Below are 17,273 nucleotides of genomic sequence, written 5' to 3' on the forward strand. Positions count from 1 at the left end.
CCTGAAAATTTTCGGGATTTTTTCTTTTTAGGCGCAACCATTTAGCAATTTCTGCATCTCTTTAACAGAGACCCCAACCTGCCAGTGCCGCTATGAATGATCGAGACCAGATTTTTGAATGTGAGTCCTACTGTAGAAACGGCAAAGCAAAGAGGGAAATTTTAAAGGCTAATTCCTTCGGAGGATCGGGAATATCTCACCATTCCCGTTCTTCCTTTTTTAAAGTCTCTATCCCCCCACAGAATATTTATAGTGTAAAAAACCGGCCTCCGGTTTTTATTTTTGTTGGAGAATCAGCTGAAATTCCTATATTTAGGATTCCTGAAGCCCGTCCTATCAACCGGGTCAGCTACTTAAAAGCGGACACTATTCCGCCATTTTTCAACAGCACTTAAATTTTGGACTATTGAGCATTAAACAACTCATACAAAGATGCAAAAAGCAGGACATAAAGGCGCAGGAGCAGCTTTACAAGATGTTTGCGCATAAATTGTTTCCTGTTTGCCTCAAGTACTCTTCCAGCTATCAACAAGCTGAAGACAATCTACAGGATGCATTTTTGATGATCTTTAAAAGTATGCCTCAATACAAGAACAAAGGTTCTTTTGAAGGATGGATGAAGAGGATCGTAATCAATACCGCCCTTCAAAAATATAGGAAACAAACAGTCTTTGAGATCATTCGAGATGATTATCATAAAGAGCCGGAAATTGAAGTAGGAGAAGATGAAGTATCTGTCGATTATTTACTGGAGATCATACAGCAACTGCCAGATCGTTACCGGCAGGTGTTTAACCTCTATGTACTCGATGGGTTCTCTCACAAAGAAATTGCCGAGATGCTGAATATTTCAACCGGAACTTCGAAATCGAATCTCGCCAGAGCCCGAGTGATCCTTAAAGAGAAAATTGAGAATAGTCTTTATAAAACAGCTGCCCGTTCTGTATAAATGAAAGAAAAGAAGTACATAGACAGGCTTTATCAGGAGAAGTTTCGGGATTTCGAAGCAGCACCGCGTGATGCTGTCTGGAAATCCATCGAATCCAAACTTCAGGAAAAGCGCAAACCCAGAACTGCAGTTCCTTTTTGGTACCGCTATGCAGGGGTTGCCGCACTTTTTGCTTTCCTTTTCATGCTGGGAGACTGGCTGCTTCCCGTAACTCCTTCTGCAACTGTAGCTAATGAGGACACAGAAGAAACGAGCACCAGGCCCTCTATCCTTCCTGTTGACTCTCCGGTTGTTTTCACTCCTTCAGCAGAAGAAATTGATAATGCTGAAATAGGACCCGGCGTTTCAATCCGGAAGGAAAGTTATACAATTGCTTTAAATTCAAAAAAGGAAGAACAACTTAGAAGCACTGAAGAAGAAGCTTCAAAAATAGTGTCTCAAAATGCAATTTTTGAAAAGCCTGTTCCGGTAGCCAGCAACGATTTAAGCAAAAAAGATTCTCCTAATGATGTTCCTGAAAAATTAAAACCTTCCATTTTCGATGCTCTTAAAACTTCAGAAGAGACAGAGATTGCCAGCAACAAAAGAAAAAATAACTTCGAGGTATCTACCCACGCAACTCCCATCTACTATGGCAAGATAGGAAGATCAAATCCTTTGGACGTGGGCTTTGACGAAAGCAGGAAAGCAGAAGTGACCTACTCTTACGGAGTTTCTGTAGCTATGAATATCAGCGATAAAATTAAGGTGCGATCTGGGGTTAATCGCGTGGACTTAAGCTACAGCACCACTGGCGTAGGATATCAATCTGTCGCCGGAGTCTACCCGGTAAGAAACGCTTCCCTTGTTAAAGTAAAAGACCCGGATGTGAAAATGGTGACGGGCAATGTTAACGGGAGAACAAGAAGCAGTACCAATCGTACTCCATCTGGAGTATTCATTCATGGAGATCTTAACCAAAAGATGGGCTATATAGAAGTTCCGGTAGAATTGGAGATCAACCTCTGGGAACGAAAATTCGAATTGAACCTAATTGGTGGTGGTAGTACTCTATTCCTGGATGAGAATGAGGTGGTGCTCAACACCACAAACCTGCAGGCCGAAGGGAAGGCAGATAATCTTAATGATATAAGTTTTAGTGCCAACCTCGGTCTAGGAGTGGATTATAATCTTTCTGAAAAATTCAAGCTGAATCTCGAACCAATGCTGAAGTATCAGCTTAAAACCTTTGATGCTCCTACAGGCGACGTGCAACCGTATTTCTTTGGGGTTTATACAGGATTCAGTTACAAGTTCTAACCACAGCAATTTTCCTCCTTTAATTCATTTAAGATCACTTCACGGGTTTTTTCCCGAAGTGCCTTTTTATCATTCTGCGTAAGACCTGTTGTTGGGATGAATTTTTTGATCTTTACACGCATTTTGCCAGGACTACCTTTCGTGAACACATATGGAAAACGCTTTTTGTTGTCATAGAAGACAATTGGTACGATGGAGATTTGATGATCTATGGCCAAACGAAAAGCCCCGTCCTTAAAGGCATCCAGAGTAACCGAGGGATCATTGGGCACCCCACCTTCCGGAAAAATGCAGATACTGGTACCGTTGTTCAGGCGTCGCTGAGCCCGTTCAAAAACTTCCTTCCGGCTTCTTTGATTCCCGCGGTCCACCAAGATACACGTTCGTTTATAGAAGTATCCAAAAAGGGGAATTTTCACCAGTTCTTTTTTTCCTACGAAAACAAAAGGATTCTTTACCGTTACCAGCATGAGCATAATATCGGTCATGGAAGTGTGATTAGCCACCAACATATAGGCCTCACCTTTCACAAGTCTCTGTTCCCGCTTGACCTTAGGATAAAATCCCATTCCAAAAAGAATGAAGGCGGCCCACCAGCGGGCGATCATGAAGAACTGGGGATAGAATTTTGTGCGGGAAGTGAATAGAAGCAAAAAGGGAAAAAAGATAATGATGGGAATGGCCATCAAGATGTAAAACCATATTCTCCACAAGACTACCAGGAAAGACCTAAGTACGCGCATGTGGTCAAAAGTAAGGAATTGGATTGAAGGTAATCTTTAAAAAAGATACCTTTGTGAAAAAATAGAGCAAGCCGATGTCCAGAATTCTTACGGGGGTACAAAGTACCGGAACTCCACACCTGGGGAACATTTTAGGAGCCATTATTCCTGCTGTGGAAATGGCAAACGACCCAAAGAACGATTCCTTTCTTTTTATTGCCAACCTGCATACACTTACACAAATTAAAGACCCTGAAGTGCTAAGGGAAAACACCCTTTCCACGGCAGCTACATGGCTGGCGTTTGGGTTGGATATTGAAAAGACGGTGTTTTACAGACAGAGCGATATCCCGCAGGTAACAGAACTCACCTGGTATCTCAACTGTTTTTTCCCATACCAAAGATTGACATTAGCTCATTCCTTCAAGGATAAAGCCGACAGGCTGGAGGATGTCAATGCGGGGCTTTTTGATTACCCTATCCTGATGGCTGCAGACATTCTATTGTATGATGCCGAAATAGTGCCCGTGGGAAAAGACCAGTTACAGCACCTGGAAATGACCCGGGACGTGGCTTCCCGTTTCCATGCAAAAATGGGGGAGACCTTTGTACTGCCCGATGCAAAAGTTTCTGAAGAGACGATGTACGTCCCGGGAACTGATGGCGAAAAAATGAGCAAATCAAAAGGGAATATTATCAATCTTTTCCTACCCGATAAAAAGCTAAGGAAGCAGATAATGGCCATACAAACCGACAGTACTCCTCTGGAGGATCCAAAAGATCCGGATACAGATAACGTTTTCAACATTTATAAGTTAGTTGCTACTAAAGAACAAACTGCCGAGATGCGCCGTAATTATGAAGCAGGTGGATATGGCTACGGCCATGCCAAGCAAGCCTTATACGAGGTGTTGATCACCCGTTTTGAAAAAGAGCGGGCGCAGTACAACCACTACATGGAAAACCCTGAAAAGGTGGAGGAAGCACTTGCGGTAGGAGCCGGAAAAGCCCGAAAAGTAGCCGATGAAGTATTAAGCAGAGTAAGAACGAAATTAGGCTATTAGACTGCCTCAAACAATTTTCCCGGCAGCGGCCGCACCACTCCTTTGAGCTCCATGTTGAGAAGTAATGTTGCGGCCTTAAAGGTGGGGATGCTGAGATTAAGTGCAATAAGATCCAGTTGTTCCTTACCCTTGTCTTTTAAATAAGAGTAAAGTACCTCCTCCTCTTCTTCCAGTTCTACAAAAAGTTGTTTCTGAACCGGTTTTATTTCATTTTGCGGATACCAGTTTAAAATATAAGCAATGTCTGCAGCAGAGGTAAGCACATGTGCCTGCTGTGATTTAAGGAGCATATTGCAACCTTTGCTCTGCAAGTCTGTAGGACGACCGGGCACTGCGAACACCTCCCTGTTGTACGAGTTGGCAATATCTGCAGTAACAAGAGATCCTCCTTTTTCTGCACTTTCAACAACCACAGTGGCTTCACTAAGGCCGGCGATAATACGGTTTCTCTTTAAAAAGTTGTTGCGATCAAAAACATCTGTACTCCAAAAATCGGTTAAAAAGCCTCCGTTCTCTTCCACTCCTGCCATGTACTTTTGATGTACTGCAGGATAGATTTGATTGAGGCTATGGGCGAGACATCCAATGGTTTGGAGCTTGTGTTTTATGGCAGCCTTTTGAGCACATATGTCAATTCCATAGGCAAAACCGGAAACAATCACAGGATCCAGAGGAGCGAGCTCCTCGATAAGTCTTTCACAGAAGGAAAGGCCGTGAGTAGTAGCTCTGCGTGTCCCGACTATGCTTAAGATCTTCTTGTTTTTAAGATCCATATTACCTCTTTTAAAAAGAAGAATAGGACCGTCAAGGCAATGCTTTAATTTTTCGGGGTAATTGCTGTCCTGATAATAAAGAGTTTCAATATTATTTTTAAAAATATATTCCAATTCTCTTTCAGCTGCTTCAAGATTTTTAGGAGAGAATAGATCCCCGAGTTTGGAACTTCCTATTCCATCGATCTTTAAAAGCGCAGACTTTTTTTCTTTAAAAACAGCTTCAGCAGAGCCTGTCTTCCGAATGAGCTTTTTAGCCGAAGCGTCCCCTAGATTAGGGACATGCTGCAGCGCCAGAACGTACTGTAATTCAGAAGCTTCCATAGCCATATTAAAGCCTGAAAATTAGTTTAAATATTTGTTAATAATTTATGTGCAGTCTGTTTTTTCAGAAAATAAAATTTTCTACATTTGTTACAATGGCAGTAGCAAAATACATCCACGACCTTCTTTACCGGTACGAATGTGTGATCCTTCCGGGATTCGGAGCTTTTATCACACAACAACATTCAGCCGGGATCCATGACCAGACAGGGGAATTCTATCCTCCTAAAAGAACGGTTTCGTTTAACCGTAAATTAGATAAGAATGATGGTCTTCTAGCGAACTACCTGATGGAGGCTGAAAAGGTTCCTTATGAGGAAGCGGTTGAAAGGATCGGGCAGTTTGTAAATGAGCTGGAGCTTGTTCTTGAAAAGAATACTACAGTAAATCTTGAGAACCTTGGTTCTTTTACTTTGACGGAAGGCGGTAAACTTCAGTTTGAACCTGCTGCAGGGACAAATTTCATGAAGGAAGCTTTCGGTCTCAGTACATTTACCCGAAGCGCAGTATCAAGAGAGATCTACAAACAACAAGCTGAAGAGATCGAAGAAAAGGCTCCTATTGCTTTCACTCCTGAAAGAAGAGCCGGTCGCTGGCTGAAATATGCTGCAGTTGGACTTTTAGCCATAGGTTTGAGTGGTGCTGCCGGGCTTAATGTTTACAGTGACCAAGTAAACGAGCACAATATTGCCGAACAACAAAAAGCAGTTTCTCAACTGGAAAACCAGATCCAACAGGCTACGTTTGTAATTGACAACCCTCTTCCTGCTGTAACTTTAAAGGTTTCAAAGCAAACCGGGAATTTCCACATTGTTGCGGGTGCTTTTAGAGAAGCCGAAAATGCAGCTAAAGCCGTGGAAGAATTGAAAGCCAATGGTTTTAAGGCACGGCAGATAGGTGAAAACAGGTTCGGTTTACATCAGGTGCTATATAGCAGTCATGAAACCCGCAGAGAAGCTATTAATAAGCTTTACCGGGTGAAAAAGATCAATCCTGGTGCCTGGTTACTGGTGGAAGAACTGTAGGTAAGAAGTTAGAGGTAAGAAGTTAGAGGTGCGAAGTTAGAACTTAGAAGTACGATACCGAAAATTTCGAGCATTTACCCGCCGTAGCTTTTTGCGAAGGAGGGCCAAATTCCAAATACCAATTTTCTTTTCTCTGCTCACTGACCACCGCTTACTGATCACTTTAAAATACTGCTCACTGACCACTGATCACCGCCAACTTTTTTAATAAGGCATTAACTTCTATTGTACGCTAAAGCACCTTACCTTTGCCGAAAATTTAAGCAATGCAAGCCAGGACTCCTGAAGAATCTAAGACTACCCTTACAGACCTCGTACTTCCAAGCGAAACAAACCCTTTAAATAATCTTTTTGGAGGGGAACTACTAGCGCGTATGGATCGTGCTGCCAGTATCGCCGCAAGACGTCACAGCCGCCGGATTGTTGTGACCGCTTCTGTCAATCATGTTGCATTTAATAAAGCCGTACCTCTTGGAAGCGTTGTTACTGTGGAAGCTAAAGTCTCGAGAGCTTTTAAATCTTCTATGGAGATCTATATAGACGTGTGGGTAGAAGACCGCGAGAGCGGCAAGCGCAGTAAAGCAAATGAAGCCATCTATACCTTTGTTGCAGTAGATGAAACGGGAACTCCTGTAAATATTCCGCCTTTAGAACCGGAGACAGAACTGGAGAAGAAGCGCTATGAAGCTGCATTGCGAAGGAAACAATTAAGCCTTGTATTAGCAGGAAAAATGAAGCCCGCCGACGCAACAGAGCTTAAGGCGTTGTTTGTAAATCCCTAAGAATTCTGTAAAAATAACGGCAGATAAGGAATATAATCCTTCAGGAAAAATATGCCGCTCCTCCGGAGCTCCTTGTTTTTCCTGACCCGTTTCTTCAAATATTTCGCTCCTCCGGAACTTTAGAATAACTTTCTTTTACAGGTTCTAAGCGTGTTTTAGAATTTTCTTCAACTCCACACACGTCCTGGCTATTCTCTCTTGATTCCTGACCCCAGGAAGAATTACATCTGATAGATCCACTCTTCAGGATTGAGCTTCTGGTTATTCTTGTACATCACAAAGTAAAGAGTGGTCCTCCCGTCAGTTTTGTTTATACCAATGCTTCCCAATTCCTGACCCAGAGCTACCTGTTGACCCTTTCGTACATCTACAGAATCCAGGTGATTATAAATGGTGATATAATCCCCATGTCTTACCATAACCATTAGACTGGAGCCTTTCACAGCAATGATTTCACTCACAGTACCTCCAAAAACAGCGCGTGCTTTAGAGTTAGGATCTGTTGCTATTCTTACCCCGTTACTATTCATGGTAGCCGTTTTTACAACCGGGTGGGGCTGCGTTCCATATCGAAGAACTACTGTTCCTGTTCTCACGGGCCAAGGCAGTTTCCCCTTGTTCTTTTCAAAATCGGCGGCCAGTGCTTTTGCCTCGGGGGTTAGCTTAAAGACACTACGGGAAGGAGATTCTTCTCCTTCATTACTGGCTGCAATAGCCTCCTCAATGATTCTTTCGATCTCGCGGTCAATTTCATTGATCTCCTGCTGCTTCCTTTTAAGTTGGGTGGCAAACTGGCCTTCCTTTTTACGCACCTCTGCAATAAGGCCCTGTTGTTCTTTTTTGCTCTTTTCCAGTTGAGCACGGGTCTGTCTGTTTTCGGCTATAAGTTTATCTTTAGTTTTCTTTTGTTCTGCCAGGCTTTGGTTTAGCTTCTGAAGCTCTTCGGCACGAAGTTTTATTTCTTCTCCCTGTTGATGTCTGTAATTGGCATACTGCTTCATGTATTGCAGCCTCTTATAAGCCTGTAAAAAGTTTTCTGAAGAAAGCAGGAACATGATCCTGCTCTGCTGGGATTTACTCTTGTAGGAGCGACGGATCATCTTACTGTAGTCCTCTTTAAGCTGCTCCAGTTCCTTGCGAAGTGCTCCAATCCTGTTTTGATTGGTGTTGATCTCCCGGGTGAGCAAATTCGCCTGTTGATTGGTTACACGAATAAGATTCTCTGTAGACCTTATTTGCTGGTCGAGATCCTCGACTTCAGTAAGTATAGATTTCTCCTTTTTAAGATTTGAAGTACGCAGAGAATTTATCCGTTGGATCTCTGCCTGCAATTCCAATCTACGCTGTTCCAGCTCTTCACGCTTGTCTACCTGTGAGAAGCTTTGAAAGCCTATTAATAAAAATCCCGCAACAAGGGTATGCCGTAATAGAATTTTTATCTTCATTCTATGCTAATTTCTTCGTAGCCCGAAGGTATTGAAAAAGGAAATGAAACCGGAACATTGAATTCAATGTTTCTAAAACTCATATCAATGCGAGTGCTTTCGGCACCTTGAGTAGCAATGATCTTGATCTGTGAAGGAAACAGCTGCCCCTGTATCTTCTGATATTCCGGGTAGGTTATAGTAACATTCCTGTTTTCCCGCTCTTGCCCTAACTGCTGAGCTATAGCTTTGAAATTCCCTGCGTCCAACAGAAACATCCGCTTTAAAAAATTTTCCCGCTCAGGCTGAAGCTGATAACCCCTGGAAGATTCCGTAAGCATATATCTTTCATCCCTAAGATCATAAATGGTTTGCCCCAGTAATAAATTCTGAACCTTTTCATAGTCCAGCGGAGTGCCAAGAAGATCACTTAATAAACTGAAGTCCCCATCAAAATAGGTCCTGGTGATCTTTTCATAAAACTGAACTGAATTTGGAGTGATCATCACTTTCGCAAGCGGAATTCCCAACAACTGCCCGCTCATCCAGATCGTATCATCTTTCTTCATCCTGAAGTTCACTGTGACACTCTGGCTCCTTTCTTCAGTTTGATAATCCAGGCTAAGTCTCCCCTGAAGAGTGTTGAAATCCACTTCGTTCTCGTAATGTTGATCAACTACAGCAGCAACGGCGGCATCTTCGGGAGCAACTGTTCCCATTTTTGCCTTTCGGGTACTTCCACAGGAAACCAGGAAGAACGTTGTAAGAAGGAGGGCGAATAAATTCTTGTAGGTCATTAAATGTCTAATTTTCTAGTTTTTCAGCTTTTTTAAGGGCTTCTTCTGCTTTTTCTGTTTGGTTCAGACCTTGATAAGCCAGGGCTAACTGCTCCTGAAACTCTTTTTCTGTTTGGGGATCATCTATGAGATAATCTATTCCTGTTAAAAGAGCTTCTTCAGCTTGTTTGAATTCATTAAGAGCATTGTACGCAGTTCCTGCCATTAAGAACAACCACGACTGGGTAGGAAATATGTCCAGGCCTTTTTGAGCAAGAAGTTTCACCTCCTCAAAATTCCCGGCTTCTGCTTCCAGCCTGATTACATCCCGATACAGACCAAAATCATCCTTTTCATGTTCCAATGCATTTTTAAAATAGTTTAAAGCCAAATCCTCATTACCTTTTTCCATGAAGAAGGTTCCGAGTTGCTTATATACTTTTTTATTATTTTCTTTTTCTGAAAATACCTCTACCAGCTGTATCAAATCTGCTTCCAAAGATGGATTCTCTGTCACATAAAGCAAAAAATCATTGAGTGCCTGGTACTTTGTTACTTCATCTATTTGATCGCTCCCGAGCAGGATTCTCATTGAATTAACTGCTTCTTCCGCTTCATTTTCGGTAATGTAGAACTTGTAGAGAGCGAGATGGACCAGCTGCGAATTGGGGTTCATTTCAAGGAGCTCTTTAGCTGTCTCAAAAGCCTTTTCTACCTGGCCATTCTCACTGTAGACAAATATGAGATTCAAATAATCCTGTTCATTCTGAGGATCTTCTTCAATATTTTCCTGCAGGTCGGAGATCTGTGCTCCTACATTGTTAGTCATGGCGTAAACCTGCCTTCGAAGACTTTCCCTATAAGTGCTGGAGCCTTTAGTTTGGTCCAGGGAATCCAATAGAGCAAGCGCATTATCATACTGCTCATTCTGGATGTAAAGGTTTACCAAATCTTCAGAAAAGGCCGAATTGAGCTGAGCAAGATCTTTCACCACAAGTAATGCTTTGTCATACTCCTTGTTTTGAAAGTAAGCGGTGTAAAGTTCCTCAAGTATTCCCTCATTTTCAGGAACTGCTTTACGCCCCTTTTCTAAATATACAGCGGCTTGTGAATATTTACTTAAGGCGTTATAGTTTTTCCCAAGCTCCAGGTATACAACAGGCTCATCGGGCTTTAATGCCAGGCTCTGCACCAGGGCATCTATAGCTTTTTGATGGTTTTCAATTGCCTTTTGCTTAAGGGATTCAAAGAAAAATTCCTGAAAAGCGTCTGTTACATCTCCAAGATCATCCTGCGCCATTTCCACCACCGGCTTCTCCTGAGCATAGGAAAGATTCCCCGGCTGCAGCAGGATCAAAAATGGGATTATGTAAAGACTTTTTTTCATGCATTTGTAAAGGCTTGGGAAATTATTCCAGTACCGAATAATCCCCGATGCTTATCTCGGTGAATTTGCCGTTGAATTTCGCAAAATTTCCGATCATCGCGTTTTCGAGATCAGCATTTTCAACTTCAGCAAAAGTCTGAATCAGACTATTTTTAATGGTGGAGTTAGAAATCTTAGTTCCGTTTCCAATAGAAACATTAGGCCCGATCTTGGCATTTTTGAGTACTACATTTTCTCCAATAAAGCAGGGCTCAATGATCTCTGAATTCTCCATTTCAATGTTTGAAGCAACAAGGTCTTCCCCATCTTCCTGAAGGAAGTTCAGCATCCTGGTATTGGTTTCAACCGTTACCTGCTTATTTCCACAATCCATCCATTCATCAACCTTGCCGGGAACAAATCTCGCCCCCTTCTGCTTCATGGCCTCGATTCCGTCATTGATCTGATATTCACCGCCACGGATTATGTTATTATCAAGAACTCCCTGCAGTTCATTTTTGAGAACAGCTACATCTTTGAAATAGTAAATACCGATAACTGCAAGGTCTGAAACATACTCAGTAGGCTTCTCAACAAGATCGGTGATCTCCCGCTTCTCGTTTAACTGCACTACGCCATACGCTGAGGGGTTTTCAACCTGTTTTACCCATATTACCGCATCGGCTTCTTTATCTAACGTAAAATCGGCTTTAAATAGTGTATCGGCATAGGCGATCACTGCGGGGCCTTCCAAAGAATCCTTTGCACACATAATGGCGTGACCGGTACCCAAAGGTTTATCCTGGTAGTAAATCGTGCCTTTTGCTCCAAGGGTTTTGGCTATGTTCTTAAGGTCGGTTTCTACTTTTTCGCCAAAGTCTTCTCCTATGATGAAAGCGATCTCGTCTATCTTCTCATCAAGAACTTTAGCGATATCTTCAACCAGGCGGTGCACAATTGGCTTACCGGCAATGGGAATCAAAGGTTTAGGAACTGTTAAGGTATGTGGACGAAGTCGCGACCCGCGACCCGCCATGGGAACTATGATTTTCATTTTTCTAGATTTGACATTTTAGATATGAGATGTAAGATCTCACTCTGCTCTATTTGTTTTTAGTTTTTGGTTTGTTGTTCATCTTCTCCCCCGACCCCTCATCGAAAGAATACCGAGATTTCGAGTTTAGTTGGCAAAAACTGCCAACTGGGCACTGAATACTGCCAACTTAAACTCCCGTGCTACCAAAGCCACCGGCGCCCCGTGAAGTTTCTTCCAGACTGTCTACTTCTTTCCAGCTAATATGCTCGTGGCGTGAAATTACCATTTGGGCAATTCGCTCCCCGTCCTGAATTGTAAAATCTTCATTGGAAAGGTTTACCAGGATCACTCCTATTTCTCCACGGTAATCTGCATCTATTGTGCCGGGAGAATTGAGAACGGTTATCCCTTTTTTGGCAGCCAATCCACTTCTTGGGCGTACCTGCGCCTCATAGCCCACAGGCAATTCTATGAAAAGTCCGGTTTTAATTATGGCTCGCGCCAGGGGAGCGAGAGTAACAGGTTCAGAAATGTTCGCCCGCAGGTCCATTCCGGCGGAAGAACCTGTTTCATATGCCGGCAATTCGTGTCCGGACTTATTGATAATCTTTACGTTCATTTTAAAAAATTTTCTTCAGAACTGGCATTTTTAAGACCTCTTTAAAATTTGTTTTAACTGATCTTTTTCAGCAAAATAAATAAGGGCAAAAAAGATAAGAATTAATAAACTTCCGAGGTAATAATTATTCCTAAAAAGGTAGAAATACAAGCCCGAAAAAGTGAGGGAGATCAACAGATAACTTCCTATTCGCTTGAGATCATAAGGAATGGGATAATATTTTCTTCCGAAGTAAAAGGAAAGCAACATCATACTACCATAAGCCGCCATTGTGGCAATAGCAGAACCTACATAACTGTAATATGGAATAAGCCAAAAGTTAAGCAGCAGCGTAACTACGGCACCAAAAAGGGAAATATAGCCTGCAAATTTTGTGCGGTCACTAACCTTGTACCATACAGAGAGATTGTGATAAATTCCAAGGAAAAGATTAGCCGCCAGGATCATGGGTACCACAACCATAGCGTCCCAATAGGAAGAATCCCTAATAAGCAGCAGTTTAAGAAGATCGGAAAAAATGGTGACCAACACCAGAATCAGCGCTCCAAAAATGACAAAATATTTAGTGATTGTGGCATAGGTTTGAGGCGCATTCTTCTCCTTTGCATGACTAAAGAAGAAGGGCTCAATTCCCAACCGAAAGGCCGTTGCAAAAAGGGTCATAAAGAGGGCAAGCCGGTAACAGGCGGCATAGGCACCAACCTCCGATTTTGCAATGTCCTGGGGTAAAAGCCAGGCCAACAGGATCTTGTCAAAGACTTCATTGATCACAAAACCAATTCCTGCAATTAAAATTGGCGCTCCATAAGTCAACATTTTGCTCCACAGCTCACGATTGAAGGTGTAGGGCAACTTAAGGTAGAATGGCAGCATCACCAGAAGAGTGAGTCCGCTGGCAACGAGGTTGGCAATAAAGATATAAGCGATCTCGAAATCTGGTATATATATGGTCTCAAAAAAGGCATTTTGGGATGCTATTTTTGGAAGGTATATAATAAAGAAAATATTGAGAGCCAGGTTTACCGCGACGTTACCAATCTTGATTGCAGCAAAAACTTTAGGCCTTTCTGTAGCCCTTAGCCAGGCAAAGGGAATAGTTGCGAGGGCATCCAGCGCGAGAATGAGAATAACATATAAAACGTAATGGGAAGCAATGGTTGTGGCGGCCGATATGCTATCCATAAATACGAAACCGAGAACAAGAAATATCGCCGTTGACCCTAAAAGTGAAAGTGCAGAAGTCGCAGTCACTTCTTTGCGAAAATTCTCCTGGTGAAAGAACCTGAAAAAGGAGGTTTCCATCCCATAGGCCAGCAGCACGTTAAAAACTGCCATCCAGGAGAAGACAATGGCTACTTCCCCAAAACCCTCGGTAGGTAAATAGGCCGAATAGAGCGGAAGCAACAGGAAAGATAGCATCCTGGGCACCACTGTGGCAACTCCGTAAATAAAGGTTTGTTTAAATAGCTTCTGAAAAAGCGCCAATAGTTCCTGCTTGTGATTTCCTCACAAATGTACTATTAATGCTGAATGTTTTCAGGGTTTTTTAGCCGCACTTCGCCATCATCCCTTTTTTGGATGTCTTTTATTCTGAAGAACTTCTCTACTCCGTCTTTTGTGTATCGCACTACAGCTTCTCCTTCTTCAAGTTCAAAAGGAATTTTTTCAATCACTGCCGGAAGTTCATTCCCGTATTCCATTTTAGGATCCTTATGCATCACAAAATCCTTACTCACTCCGGGATTTTTAAAACGGGCAACATAAAGATTTGGGTCTGACGGCTCTTTTTCCAGCACTCCTTTTCTTCCGCGGAAATACACCGTATCCATTTCTATTTCTGAATCGGCAGCCACAGGAATAAATAAATTAAATCCGGAACCCGCACCTTTCACTCCTCCCGTCCAGGTAGTATAATACGCTTCTTTTACGGCTTTTGGTGGTTCTTCCTGAAGCTGTTTTCCATTGGCACAATTACTAAAGCTCATGATTATCAAAAGTGCAGAAAAAGAGAGAATAAAAGGTTTCATGCCAAAATATTTATTGGGTTCGGGAAATTAAAGGCAAATTTAGTACCAAAAAAATGCTATCCCTTCATCGGAAGGATTTAGGAACCCTCCATTACAAGAATCCAGAGTCAAGACATCTTCTTTAAAATATTAGGTTACAGCCCATTAAATTAAACCTGAGGAAAGATCATGAGGTTTGTGACTGCACAAAAAAAACTCCGCATCGAGATGCGGAGTTTCAAAAAAGCTGAATCTCAGCTAAATTCCTATACTTATTTGTTCAAAGCCTCTGCTCCACCAACGATCTCAAGGATCTCGTTTGTAATGGAAGCCTGACGGGCTTTGTTGTAGGATAATTTAAGCGAATCCCTTAACTCCTGCGCGTTATCGGTCGCCTTGTGCATCGCAGTCATACGAGCCCCATGTTCTGAAGCAAAAGAGTCACGTAATGCTTTATACACCTGCATCTTAAGAGACTTTGGAATTAATTCCAACACGATCTCTTCTTTTGAAGGTTCAAAAATGTAATCCAGGGTTACGTTCTCATCTTTCTCTACGGGTACAATTGGAAGGAATTGCTCGGTTTGCACTTCTTGTGTGGCGGCATTCTTGAATTGGTTATAAACCAAAACGATCTTATCGAACTGACCTGCAACAAAAAGATCCATTAGTTCCTGCGCTATAGCTTCGGCACTCTCAAAACTTAGATCGTCATAAATGGCAGTCTCAGTTTTATAGATGTTGTGAGTTTTTTTAAGAATGTCATTTGCTTTCTTACCTATGGTGTAAAATTGCACATCCTTGCCGTTGTAATCGCGATTAGCTACATACTTTGAGGCCTTTACAATGTTTGAGTTAAAAGCACCTGCCAATCCACGGTTTGAGGAGATCGCCACCATTAGCACCTTGTTCACCTCCCTTTGCTCAGAATACTTGCTCGATTTATCGCTGTCAAGAGTTGCACTTAGAGACTGAAGTAACTCAGAAAGTTTTTCTGAATACGGTCTCATAGCGGTAATGGCATCCTGTGCCTTGCTCAACTTTGCAGCCGATACCATTTTCATGGCACTAGTGATCTGCATGGTTGAGGAAACCGAGGTGATCCTGCTTCTTAATTCTTTTAAATTGGCCATTTTTTCAAGTTATGAGTTAGGAGTTAAGAGTTCTTAATTATTGACACCAAAATCTTCATTAACTCTTCACACTTCACAATTAAATTTTTGCAATCGTTATTCGAAGTTGCTTCAATTAGCTCCAACCAATATTTGGTTTCATCGGCTTCTTTTAAAGCAATACCAAATTTATTCTTAAAATCCTTTGTGCTTACTCCTCTTTGGGCTTCCCTAACATTGGCTCCAATGCTTGTTCCGCTTTTTAACAGCTGAGAAGCCAGCTCAAATTCATTCTGCTTCTTGAGTATCCGAGTGAAGAGAACAATGTCACAAGCAAACTGAAAACTTTTAATCCTGATCGGGCTATTGTCCAGTTTGCTCATAACTCATAACTCTTAACTCAGCACTGGCATTTATGCCTTATATTTCGCCGAGATTTCTTTCGCCGCGTTTGTAAGCGTGTCGGTGATCTCGTCTGTATATTTACCTGCTTTCAATTGATCAAGTACATCCCTGTGCTTGGCATCAAGATATTCCAGGTAATCCTTTTCAAATTCTCTAACTTTCTCAACCGGAACATTTCTCAACAGGTTCTTGGATCCTGCATAGATAATCGCGATCTGGTTCTCTACAGGATAAGGGTTATTCTCTGCCTGCTTAAGAATCTCCACGTTACGCTTACCTTTTTCAATTACGTTCAGGGTTGCAGGGTCAAGGTCAGATCCAAACTTGGCAAAAGCTTCAAGTTCGCGGAACTGTGCCTGGTCAAGTTTAAGTGTACCGGCAACTTTCTTCATCGACTTGATCTGTGCAGCACCACCCACACGTGATACAGAGATACCTACGTTGATCGCAGGACGTACCCCTGAGTTGAAAAGATCTGATGTTAAGAAGATCTGTCCATCGGTGATCGAAATAACGTTTGTCGGGATATAAGCCGAAACGTCACCCGCCTGGGTCTCAATAAGCGGAAGTGCAGTAAGCGATCCTCCACCTTTTACTTTATCTTTTAGAACATCCGGAAGGTCGTTCATGTTCTTCGCAATACTGTCATCTGCAATAACTTTTGCAGCACGCTCAAGTAATCTCGAGTGAAGGAAGAAAACGTCTCCAGGATATGCCTCACGTCCCGGTGGACGTCTTAGAAGCAATGATACCTCACGGTAGGCAACAGCCTGCTTGGAAAGATCATCATAAACAATCAATGCAGGACGTCCTGTATCCCTGAAATATTCCCCGATCGCAGCACCTGCGAAAGGAGCATAAACCTGCATAGGAGCAGGATCTGATGCGTTTGCAGCAACAATAGTAGTATAGGCAAGAGCTCCCTTATCTTCAAGGGTCTTTGCAATACCCGCAACTGTAGAAGCTTTCTGCCCTACCGCCACATATATACAATAAACAGGTTCCCCTGCATCGTAAAATTCTTTCTGGTTAAGAATTGTATCAATAACCACAGTGGTCTTACCTGTTTGACGGTCACCAATTACAAGCTCTCTTTGTCCACGTCCAATTGGCACCATGGCGTCAATTGATTTGATCCCTGTTTGAAGAGGCTCGGTTACCGGCTGGCGATAAATTACTCCCGGGGCTTTACGCTCCAATGGCATTTGGAATGTTTCACCTTCAATTGGACCTTTACCATCAATTGGCTGTCCAAGGGTGTCAACAACACGTCCTACAATTCCTTCTCCAACATTAATAGAAGCAATACGCTGTGTTCTTTTAACGGTTGCTCCTTCCTTTACTTGTTTGTATGGACCTAAAAGTACTACCCCAACATTGTCTTCTTCAAGGTTAAGTACAATTCCTTCCAATCCGCCTTCAAATTCAACTAACTCTCCGTATTGTGCGTTGGAAAGTCCGTAGACGTTAGCGATACCATCCCCAACGTTGAGAACAGTACCTACTTCGTCAAGTGAAGCCTTAGCCTCAAACCCGGAAAGTTGTTTCTTTAATATTGCTGATACTTCAGCCGGATTAATTTCTGCCATAA

General features: G+C 42.4%; 17 protein-coding genes. 5 read left to right on the plus strand and 12 right to left on the minus strand.

Annotation, left to right across the window (positions count from 1 at the left end; all coding sequences use genetic code 11):
- Positions 1–406: 406 nt before the first annotated feature.
- Both ACXYMT_RS02035 and ACXYMT_RS02040 read left to right on the plus strand, forming a co-directional pair.
- On the plus strand, positions 407–949 hold the full coding sequence (locus tag ACXYMT_RS02035) for an RNA polymerase sigma factor (RefSeq protein WP_459057421.1): 543 nt from the start codon (positions 407–409) through the stop codon (positions 947–949).
- The gene (locus tag ACXYMT_RS02040) at positions 950–2,248 is read left to right on the plus strand and encodes a hypothetical protein (protein WP_459057422.1); all 1,299 of its coding nucleotides are present in this window, start codon (positions 950–952) and stop codon (positions 2,246–2,248) included.
- On the opposite strand, the gene ACXYMT_RS02045 is transcribed toward ACXYMT_RS02040, so the two are convergent.
- Complete coding sequence (locus ACXYMT_RS02045) at positions 2,245–2,991, minus strand: lysophospholipid acyltransferase family protein (RefSeq protein ID WP_459057423.1); 747 nt, start codon at positions 2,989–2,991, stop codon at positions 2,245–2,247. The two genes, ACXYMT_RS02040 and ACXYMT_RS02045, sit on opposite strands and share 4 nt — an antisense overlap.
- Positions 2,992–3,065: 74 nt before the next feature.
- Here ACXYMT_RS02045 and trpS point away from each other — a divergent pair, with 74 nt between their 5' ends.
- Complete coding sequence (gene trpS / locus ACXYMT_RS02050; protein WP_459057424.1) at positions 3,066–4,034, plus strand: tryptophan--tRNA ligase; 969 nt, start codon at positions 3,066–3,068, stop codon at positions 4,032–4,034.
- Here trpS and dprA read toward each other — a convergent pair.
- Positions 4,031–5,131: a DNA-processing protein DprA gene (gene dprA / locus ACXYMT_RS02055; protein ID WP_459059136.1), complete on the minus strand. Its 1,101-nt coding sequence runs from the start codon at positions 5,129–5,131 to the stop codon at positions 4,031–4,033. The two genes, trpS and dprA, sit on opposite strands and share 4 nt — an antisense overlap.
- Positions 5,132–5,226: 95 nt before the next feature.
- Here dprA and ACXYMT_RS02060 point away from each other — a divergent pair, with 95 nt between their 5' ends.
- Together ACXYMT_RS02060 and ACXYMT_RS02065 are read left to right on the plus strand one after the other, a co-directional pair.
- The gene (locus tag ACXYMT_RS02060) at positions 5,227–6,156 is read left to right on the plus strand and encodes an HU domain-containing protein (RefSeq protein ID WP_459057425.1); all 930 of its coding nucleotides are present in this window, start codon (positions 5,227–5,229) and stop codon (positions 6,154–6,156) included.
- Between the two features lie 266 nt (positions 6,157–6,422).
- Complete coding sequence (locus tag ACXYMT_RS02065; protein WP_459057426.1) at positions 6,423–6,938, plus strand: acyl-CoA thioesterase; 516 nt, start codon at positions 6,423–6,425, stop codon at positions 6,936–6,938.
- Positions 6,939–7,159: 221 nt separating this feature from the next.
- On the opposite strand, the gene ACXYMT_RS02070 is transcribed toward ACXYMT_RS02065, so the two are convergent.
- From ACXYMT_RS02070 to atpA, 10 genes are all read right to left on the minus strand, one after another.
- The gene (locus tag ACXYMT_RS02070; RefSeq protein WP_459057427.1) at positions 7,160–8,383 is read right to left on the minus strand and encodes a murein hydrolase activator EnvC family protein; all 1,224 of its coding nucleotides are present in this window, start codon (positions 8,381–8,383) and stop codon (positions 7,160–7,162) included.
- A complete protein-coding gene (locus ACXYMT_RS02075; RefSeq protein WP_459057428.1) occupies positions 8,380–9,159 on the minus strand; it encodes a DUF4292 domain-containing protein in 780 nt (259 codons plus the stop codon). The genes ACXYMT_RS02070 and ACXYMT_RS02075 overlap by 4 nt, the downstream gene beginning before the upstream one ends.
- A 7-nt stretch (positions 9,160–9,166) precedes the next feature.
- The gene (locus ACXYMT_RS02080; RefSeq protein WP_459057429.1) at positions 9,167–10,525 is read right to left on the minus strand and encodes a tetratricopeptide repeat protein; all 1,359 of its coding nucleotides are present in this window, start codon (positions 10,523–10,525) and stop codon (positions 9,167–9,169) included.
- Between the two features lie 22 nt (positions 10,526–10,547).
- Positions 10,548–11,558 carry a sugar nucleotidyltransferase gene (locus tag ACXYMT_RS02085; RefSeq protein ID WP_459057430.1) on the minus strand — a complete coding sequence of 337 codons (1,011 nt, stop codon included), beginning with the start codon at positions 11,556–11,558 and terminating at the stop codon, positions 10,548–10,550.
- Positions 11,559–11,727: 169 nt separating this feature from the next.
- Entirely contained in the window at positions 11,728–12,159 is a 432-nt protein-coding gene (gene dut, locus ACXYMT_RS02090) for a dUTP diphosphatase (protein ID WP_459057431.1), read from the minus strand.
- Positions 12,160–12,189: 30 nt separating this feature from the next.
- Positions 12,190–13,644 (minus strand): oligosaccharide flippase family protein, encoded by a 1,455-nt coding sequence (locus ACXYMT_RS02095; protein ID WP_459057432.1) that lies wholly within the window; start codon positions 13,642–13,644, stop codon positions 12,190–12,192.
- A 35-nt stretch (positions 13,645–13,679) separates the two neighbouring features.
- Complete coding sequence (locus tag ACXYMT_RS02100; RefSeq protein ID WP_459057433.1) at positions 13,680–14,186, minus strand: hypothetical protein; 507 nt, start codon at positions 14,184–14,186, stop codon at positions 13,680–13,682.
- 251 nt (positions 14,187–14,437) lie between these two features.
- Entirely contained in the window at positions 14,438–15,298 is an 861-nt protein-coding gene (atpG, locus tag ACXYMT_RS02105) for an ATP synthase F1 subunit gamma (RefSeq protein WP_459057434.1), read from the minus strand.
- 23 nt (positions 15,299–15,321) lie between these two features.
- Positions 15,322–15,660, minus strand: coding sequence for a four helix bundle protein (locus tag ACXYMT_RS02110; RefSeq protein ID WP_459057435.1), 339 nt, complete (start codon positions 15,658–15,660; stop codon positions 15,322–15,324).
- 30 nt (positions 15,661–15,690) lie between these two features.
- On the minus strand, positions 15,691–17,271 hold the full coding sequence (gene atpA / locus ACXYMT_RS02115) for a F0F1 ATP synthase subunit alpha (protein ID WP_324720237.1): 1,581 nt from the start codon (positions 17,269–17,271) through the stop codon (positions 15,691–15,693).
- Positions 17,272–17,273: the final 2 nt, after the last annotated feature.

The organism is Salinimicrobium sp. CAU 1759, from assembly GCF_054482715.1.